This is a genomic window from Jatrophihabitans sp. GAS493 (assembly GCF_900230215.1).
Classification (GTDB): domain Bacteria; phylum Actinomycetota; class Actinomycetes; order Mycobacteriales; family Jatrophihabitantaceae; genus MT45.
This window is the reverse complement of the sequence record NZ_LT907982.1, coordinates 4,559,353-4,567,501: the sequence shown is the minus strand read 5'-3', so window position 1 is coordinate 4,567,501 and position 8,149 is coordinate 4,559,353. Positions and strand designations below refer to the sequence as shown.

Here is an 8,149-nt window from a genome sequence, read left to right as displayed (position 1 = left end):
GCTATTGGTAGGCGACGATCCAGACGACGGCCCGCTCGATGGCGCTGGAGCGGCCGAAGCTATGGGGCACGACCGAACGGTTCGCGTCCCAGTTCGGCACGTCGGTCACGAAGTCGAATGCGTTGGAATCATTGGTGATCGCGTGTGTTCGTGCCTTTGCTCACGACGGCGTTTCGTCTTCCGTGGCTTCGCTGATCGGAGGCTGGGCTGCTCGGGCGGCGTTTAGCAGTGTCTCCATGGCGATGTGGCGTTGAAGGCGACTTGTCGGTGCGGGTGTCGCTGAGGTGGCGTGGTTGGTGAGCGCGAGGTCGGGTGCGAAGCCGTGTCGTTCGAGGTAGTACTCGCTGGCTGCGGACCAGATCCACTGGCCGTCGGTGCGGTAGTCAGTCGGAACACAATTGGGATCGCCGGTGATGACGTCATCGAGGCGGCCTGGGCCGGCTAGCAGGGTGTCTGCTGAGCGCATGTAATGCAGGACGGCGGCTTGGTCGTCTTCGGTGAGTGTGGTGTGTTCTGGGTCGAAGTAGCCGACCCCGTCGTGGGCTCCGTCGAAGACTGGAGCGAGGGTGGGCGGTGTCGGTTCTTCGGCGATCCAGACGAGGGCGGCGCCGGCCATAGCGGCCTGCTGGTAGCGGGTCAGTTGGTCGTGTTCGCCGAAGACTTCGACGCGGGGGACCAGTACGCCGTAGTCGGCCAGGGCAGTGATGGCGGCTGCGGTTGCGGCGATTCGATCCGAACCAGTTGAGACCTCGATGAGCCGTATATCTGTGCTGGTGCGCGATGAAGTGCGGGTGACGCGCCAGAGTGCGCGGACGGTGAGCGGGCCGTCGGGTAGGACGAGAGTTGGCTCGTCTCCGTCTTCGCCCTGCAACTGTCCGGCGCCGGCGGCGGCCAGGATGGCAAGGTCGTCGGCTGAGTCGGCCCAGTCGTCTTGCAAGTCCGGCGCGTCGAACTCATAAGGCAGCGGCGTGAGTTCGACGGGCTGCGCCTTGTCGTAGGGTGCTGGGTCGGTCCGGTAGGCCCGGGCAAGGCGGCTGAGTCGGGCTTGTTCTCGAGCGGTGATCGTCAGGTGTCCGGACGCTACGACTTCGGCGATCATCGTCAGCGCGGTCATTGGTTCGCCGCTGTCGATGGCCATGCGCATCATCAGCAGGCCGTCGTCTGGGATGCGCCCGGCAAGCTCGCTGACGGTCTGCCACAGATCCGCGGTCGAAGTCGGGCGCGGCCGGGGCTGTAGTTCGGTGACCCCGGGTTGGGCGACCGCTTCTTCAGCGGTTGTGGTCGCGCCGGTGGGTGTGTTGGTCATGGTCTGTCTCCTGCCCGTCTGGTGGCTGTGTGGGGTTGTTCGTCTTCTTAGCCACGGCTGGGTGGGGTGGTGGGTTCATCGGGTTGGTGGTGGGTGGGTGGTTGGTGAACGTGGGGGGTGGTGTTGGGCGTGGGTGTGGGGAGTGGGTTTGTTGGGTGTGGGTGTGGGTGTGGGTTGGGGGTGGTGGGTGTGGATGAGTTGGTGGTGCCGCCGGCGTGGCGTGGGTTGTTTTTGGTGTTGACCGGTGAGCAGTGGCCGGCGGGTAATGAGCAGTTGTTGTTTGGGTGGGCGGATGGGTTGCGTGCGGGTTCGGGGGATGTGTTGGCGGCGGTGCCGCAGATCCGGGCGGCGGTGGCGCGGATTAATGCGTCGTGGTCGGGTCAGGCGCAGCGGCGGTTGGGGGTTGCGTTAGCGCAGTATGTGCAGGGTGATCAGGCGTATCTGCCGTTGTTGTCGGATGGGTTGGTCGGGTTAGCGGATTTGACGTTGGACACCGGGTTGCAGGTGCAGTACGTCAAGTTGATTTCGATCATGGAGATCTTGTTGTTGATCAGCACGATCGCGTGGGCGTTGACGTGGGCGTGGTTGATCGGTCTTGATGTGGCGGCGGCGATCATCACGTTGGCGAAGGAAGCGGCTGGGCAGACGCTGCGGGAGTTGTTGGTCTCCACTGCTGGTCATATCGCGACGGCGGTGGTGACGGGGATCGCGTTGCAGAACAGTCTCGACGCGTTGGTGCAGGTGATCCAGTTCGCTGATCACCGCACCCACTGGAACAACCAGTCCACCGTGATGGCGGTGGTGGTCGGCACGGTCGGGGGGTTGCTGCACCTGCCGTTGGAGAAGATGTGGGAGAAACTCGGCCACAGAATCGCGGCGCTGTTACGCACCTACCTCGCCGACACCGACCACGCCCCCCACCTCCACCCCCACCTACCCGACACACTGCCGGAGAAGGTGTTGCCGGAGAAACTGCCCCACACACTGCCGGAGAAACTGCCCCACACACTGCCGGAGAAGGTGTTGCCGGAGACACTGCCGGAGACACTGCCCCACACATTGCCGGAGAAGGAGTTGCCGGAGAAGTTGCCGGAGGTGTTGCCGGAGAAGGAGTTGTTGGAGAAGGATCTCACCTCTCCCGCTGTCGTCTCGCAGGAGGCTGGGTTGCCTGGTTCGCAGAAGGCGGGGTTGCCCGTCTCGCAGGAGGGGGCGGGGTTGGGGGTGGGGCAGGTGGATGGGGTGGTGGCGAAGGTGATGGCCGGGGTGCCGGTCCCGGCTCGTTTTGATGTGGCCGGTGTGAAGCAGGCCGCGGCCCAGATCGCGGAGGGGATTCTGTTTCATGGTGGGGGGGCGGTCTCGGCCGGGTTACGGGCCGCGGTTTACCGTTTCGTCGCGGAAGGGGTGCATGAGTTCCTCACCGGTCTCGGTGCCACCATCGCTACCGGGCAGCCTCAGGCCAACGGCTACGACTTCACTTCCGGCGGGTTCGGTGCGTTAGCCGGTCTCACCTCCGAATCTCTGCTGCACCACCTCCACACCCACGGGCTGCTCCTACCCCACCCCACTCTCATCGACGCCACCACCGGACACGGACACAGACACGGACACGACACCACCGGCACCGGCACTTCCCCTGGCAACGGTGTGACTGGTGGTGGTGTGACCGGCAGTCTGGTCACCAGCAGCACCGCCCTGCCCAACGCCACCATCACCAACACCAACCCCGGCATCGAACCCGACCCCACCACCACCCTCGGTGGGGAGCCGAGCCTGAGCCGGGCCAGCACCCTGCCCCCCGACTACACCACCCGACCCACCACCCCCACACCCGTTCCCGCGGATGAGGTCACCCCGGGCCCGGTCGCCCCGGATGCGGTCACCGGGCCGGGAAGCGGCCCGTCGAGCCGGGCCAGCACCCCACCCCCCGCCTACACCTCCCGACCCACCACCCCCGACACCACCACCACCACGACAAACACGACACCACCAGCAGGCCCACCACTGACGACGACCCCGCGGTCAGACGCACCACCACCCCACACCAACCCCGCACCCCACAACCCGGGTCATGCTGGGCCGGGACATGCTGGGCCGGGACATGCGGGGCCGGGACATGCTGGGCCAGGTCATGCGGGGCCGGGTCATGTGGGGTCGGGTCATGCTGGGCCGGGTCATGCGGGGCCCTCACCCCACAATCCGGGGCATATCAATCCGGGTCATGTGGGGTCGGGGCGGGCGGGGGTGTTGGTCGGGGATACGGCGTCGGTGCGGGCCGGTATCCGTGGGTTGTTGCAAAGCGGTGACCTACAAATCGTCGGGGGTGGGCGGACCCTGGTCGTCGGGGCCAGGCACGACCCGTCCCTGATCGAGGTGGCCGACGCGCACACCGAGGACCGGACCCGGATGGGCGCTGAGGAGTTCACCGTCGTCGGTATCGGCGCCCACGGCGGGATCCGACTGGACAACGACACCATCCTCACCGCACCCCACCTCGCCGCGTTGATCACCCACATCAACCCCACCACCCTCCCGATCGTGCTACTGGCCTGCGACACCGCGCACCTGGCCGAACCCCTCACCCAATCCCTACGCCGCACCACCGCCGCCCCCCACGGCCAAGTCTGGGCCTTCACCGGCGAAGGCCCCGAACAACTCCAAGGCCTCGCCGCCACCCTCCACACCACCCCCACCGGACACCTCCTCCCCACCACCACCCCCACCACCACACCCACCACTACCCCCACCGGGATCGGGATTGGGACCGTCGCCGAACCCGGCACCTGGAACCGCGCCGTCCACCGCACCCTCCGCACCCCACGAACCGACACCCTCGGCCCCCTCCTCCCCACCCACATCACCACCCACAACCCCCGAAAAACCACCCACGGACACCCCACCGCCGACCACAACTGGAACACCTGGGCCCCCCACATCCACACCACCACCGGACTCCGACACCTCGCCGACGTGGACTCGTACCCTGACGACCCCTCGCGTTTGGGTGACCCGGCGCGTCGAGCGAGCCACTCCGCCCTTGGTCCTCGACGCAGCAGAAGTCACTCGGCGTTCACACGAAGCGCATCGGCACGCCGAGCTAGCGGGTCAATGCGATCGCCCTCCATGGCGTCGCGCGACACGCACCTGGTCGATCCGGTGGCTCGCGATGCCGCCGACCACGATCCGAACGGCGCCTCGAGGCTGGGGACATCTGGTCGGTTCACCGGCCCGCACCACGACACCGTCCTGCCCCTCGAACCGGAGCGCGATCCCTCCCTGCTGCGGAAGCTGCCTACATGGATCGACGAGGACAACGTCGACCTTCTAGGACAGATGGCTGCATTCGACGTGGCCGGAATCAGTCGGATCAAGGCTGCGATACGCAACGCTCTGCCGGCGAAGGTCTGGAAGGAGGCAGCCAAACACGTCGACACCCTCGTTACCTCAGACGCATTCCGTGGGGCGATGCCGGCGTTGATCGCCGGCGACGTATTGATCGTGCCAACGGATTCCTACGGCTCGATCGAAATCGACCTTCGCGCACTTCTCAGCAATCCCATTCACTACAAGACGCCTGATCCGGTTCGTCCGGACAACACCCTTCAGGAATGGCGAGCGCGTCTGACGCAGGTTCTGTTCGCTTCGTCGCGATCATGGAAGCTCGGCCTCGGCGGGACGCTAAACCTGTCGCTACCAAAATTCATGTCATTCAAATCGGCGAACGTAGGTGCCGATGCGACGGCTCAGGGTGGCGTCAGTGGCTCGATGAACACTGGCCAACGCGACCACACCGCGCTGAATGCGAAGAGCTTGGATGTCGGTGATCTATTCGGATTCGACGCTTCCTGGTCGGTAGCCGTTCGCTGGCGTGATGGTTCCAGCGAAGCCAAAGTCTCCATCGACGAACCTCAGGGCGTCATGTTGGTCCTCCCGCGAAGTTCGACTGTTCCAGCACCCGCGCTCCCCACACCGACTCCCTTTCGGCCACGACACTACCGTTCGAGCAGCGACGCAGCCGGCCGGTTGAAAGTACCGGAGGCGGGTCCTTCGGCCCGTGGTGGCGATGATCAGCGATCTGTCGGGATCCCAGGGCGAGAGGACTCCGAGACAGACAGCGATCGTGAAGCCGAGGTTAGAGCGAACTCCCTGAGAGGTGTGGCTGAGGCGACCGTCCGCAGCCGCCATCTCGGCGTGCCGATAACGAACCTGCCAAAGTTCAGGACGATTGAGGACGCGACCAGTCTCGCACCGTTGCAGAATCGCATTATCGAAATGCTTCAGCCTGAGCTTCAGCAGGTCGGTACCTCGGGCCGGGCCGCTGTGTTTTCGCACTACAGTCACGAGGGTCTGCGCGCGAGTGGACAGGAAACTCTCGATGGAACTCCCTGGGTCTTGGAGGTCTACTCCGAGGACCCACGGGACGCTGGATTCGGATCTGGAACACGATCACTGATCAGCGTTCGGGCCGAGGTGACTGGCCTGCGGTTCGTAAGCCAAGCCCGCACAATTGCCATGGAGAACATCACCCGCTCTCAGATCAACGCCGTGACCAATGTTGGGGCTTCGGGCCTGGCTCGCGGTGACGTCTCCGGCAGCCTTGACGTCGCGAAGGACTACGGCAGCAGCAGCAATCTGGGCGAGTATGCATCGCTCGGAGGCTCGGTCCCAGTCGATGTCGCCAGCGGTACCGACGTTCACGATGAGCAAGGTGGTGCTGCGCTAGCGGCTCGGTTCCATCGATACGAAGGGGAGACTGGCCTCTTCATCGCGAACGTCCGCTACCACATCACCGTAAAGCAGGTACATCGGGCCGACATCGTTCCGGGAGTCCCTTACGACGTCAACAAATACTTCCCGACGGATGCGGGCGAAGTGACGAAGACATTGACCAGCACCGTAGACGACGGGCCGTCGGTTCTCGCACGCTTCGCTCGGGACGACCTCATCGAGTCGGGAATTCTGGATCGCGCTGAGGCCGATTTATTGATCCCCGAGGATACCGAGCGCCGGGCGAAGGAAGCTGAGACCTTCCTGCCGGGCGTGCGGATTGAACCGGACTACATGTCAGACGGGCGAACGCTCGGTGAAGGCTTCGCAGCTGCAGTACGAGGCTCGCAGGCAGTTGCCGAATCGCTCATCAAACAAATTGCCAACGTTGCCGCGGCACGCGGAATAGGCGTGGATCATTTCCTGCCGCCCGACTGGCAGGCGGAGTTGCGGGCGGCGGCGAGAGATCTGGAACCCCCAACAGCTGCCGACCCAACCGTGTCTCGCGAAATCAGCCCGGATGAACAGGGGCGTCGGCGTGTCGAGGTTCGCCGCATGCTCGATGACGTCCCGGTTTCGCGAACCACCGTCGGGGCCGACGGCACACCGGTCAGGGTGCAGTTTCTGGACCCTGCCGGCCGGATCACGCGTGACGTCGAGTGGGGTACCGATCGTTCGATGGTGGTCACTACGCGGCACGGGAAGACGACGTTCGATGCCGATGGATCTCCGCTAGCGCACGTTGATGACGTTCTGACGGGCCCGGGGACGGTTCACCCCTCCTGGCGCACCCAGGACGGGACGTCAGGCGGCATCCGCCAAGCGAACCTTAACCAGCTGATAGGCAAGCTGCTGAAGGGTGGGCCGCATGCACGTCTCGAGGGGATGCTTGGAGCTCGCCTTAGCGCCCGGCTGATCTCGGCTGACGGGGGACGCGACCTGTTTGCGTTCGTCGAGGCGCGCATGGGCAAGCCGAAGTTCAACCGGATACGTGGCGATCTACGGACGCGACTCTTCCTGATGGCGCAGAGGCATGCTCTCGCGGCCTACGCGATGCGCAAGACGCGAGGCATCGCGTACAAAATCCCCGCCCGCATCGGGTTGCACAATGTCGGTCTGCGCACGATTGACCTCGGAGGTGGCCAGCACTGGGGTTGGACAGACACGAACACTATGCACACAGGCATAGTTAGCAAAATCTCGCGAAACGCAACGACGCCGGAACCGATGGCGGAGTTCGACTTTGAACTCGAATATACGGTCTCGGTCCTGCTGGTGAGCAGATCCGACCCAAACATCGAGCGGGCGACTCACGCGCTTGCCGATGCCAGCGGGGGACGGGTTGGCCCGATCAAGCCTTCGAAGCAGTGGAGCACCGAGCGGCTCGAAATGGGGTCGGGCGCGGTTAGGTACTACGTTCCGCAGAGCCTGACGACCCGAGCCCCCGATCCAGTGCTGTACCAAGAGATCGCGACAGGTGACATCGAGACCCAGGCGGGCGTTGACACTAACAACGGCCACACCGACGTGTTGCGCGGCCAGACGGCATACCGTCGCGCCAAGTCGGCCGCCGACGATGCGGGCGCTTCGGTGGGCGCCGCACAAGACGCTCTCCGTCTGGCCCGAGCCAACCTTGCTGCCGCTCGATACCGCCAGGCCGCGCACACCTTGCTCAATAGCGTGGACACACCGGATTCGATTGAACGAAGAACTGTCCCACGCGGCACCGAGGGCTTCGACCGCTTGATCGCCGCGGTCGAGTCCGTCGAAACGACTCCGGCTGTGACGCCTGGCGCATTGGAACGACTTAGGCGGGCCATCGAAGCGGCCACCGCTGAGGTCGGCGCCTTGGAACGTCAACTGCCACGAACCCCGGCGCGATTGGAGGCTATGCAGGTCCTTGACCCGCAGACCGGCACGGCTGGCCGGGCTTCCGCTCACGAGCAAGCGGCCCGTGAAGCAGACCGGCACGCCGAAATCCGAGCTCGGCTGGGCGACTCGATCGGTAGACGAGAACGCCTTCAGGACGAACTCGCTGAGGCCATTGCCGAGTCCCACGAGCACGACCGGATCACTGAT

2 protein-coding genes (1 of these 2 cut by a window edge) are annotated in these 8,149 nt (G+C 64.9%); one reads left to right on the top strand and one right to left on the bottom strand.

All coding sequences use genetic code 11. From position 1 onward, the window contains the following. Positions 1-160: 160 nt before the first annotated feature. Positions 161-1,306 carry a hypothetical protein gene (locus CPH63_RS20770; protein ID WP_096304640.1) on the bottom strand — a complete coding sequence of 382 codons (1,146 nt, stop codon included), beginning with the start codon at positions 1,304-1,306 and terminating at the stop codon, positions 161-163. Between the two features lie 189 nt (positions 1,307-1,495). Between CPH63_RS20770 and CPH63_RS20760 the strand changes: the two genes are divergently transcribed. After that, positions 1,496-8,149 carry the 5' end (the start) of a hypothetical protein gene (locus tag CPH63_RS20760; RefSeq protein ID WP_157749692.1) on the top strand. Its footprint extends 24,171 nt past the window's final position, so only the first 6,654 of its 30,825 coding nucleotides appear in the window; it begins with the start codon at positions 1,496-1,498; its stop codon lies off the right edge, out of view.

Bases quoted from the DNA above. Each gene is read 5' to 3' on its own strand.
- CPH63_RS20770 (WP_096304640.1), bottom strand. From the start codon at position 1,306: ATGACCAACACACCCACCGGCGCGACCACAACCGCTGAAGAAGCGGTC.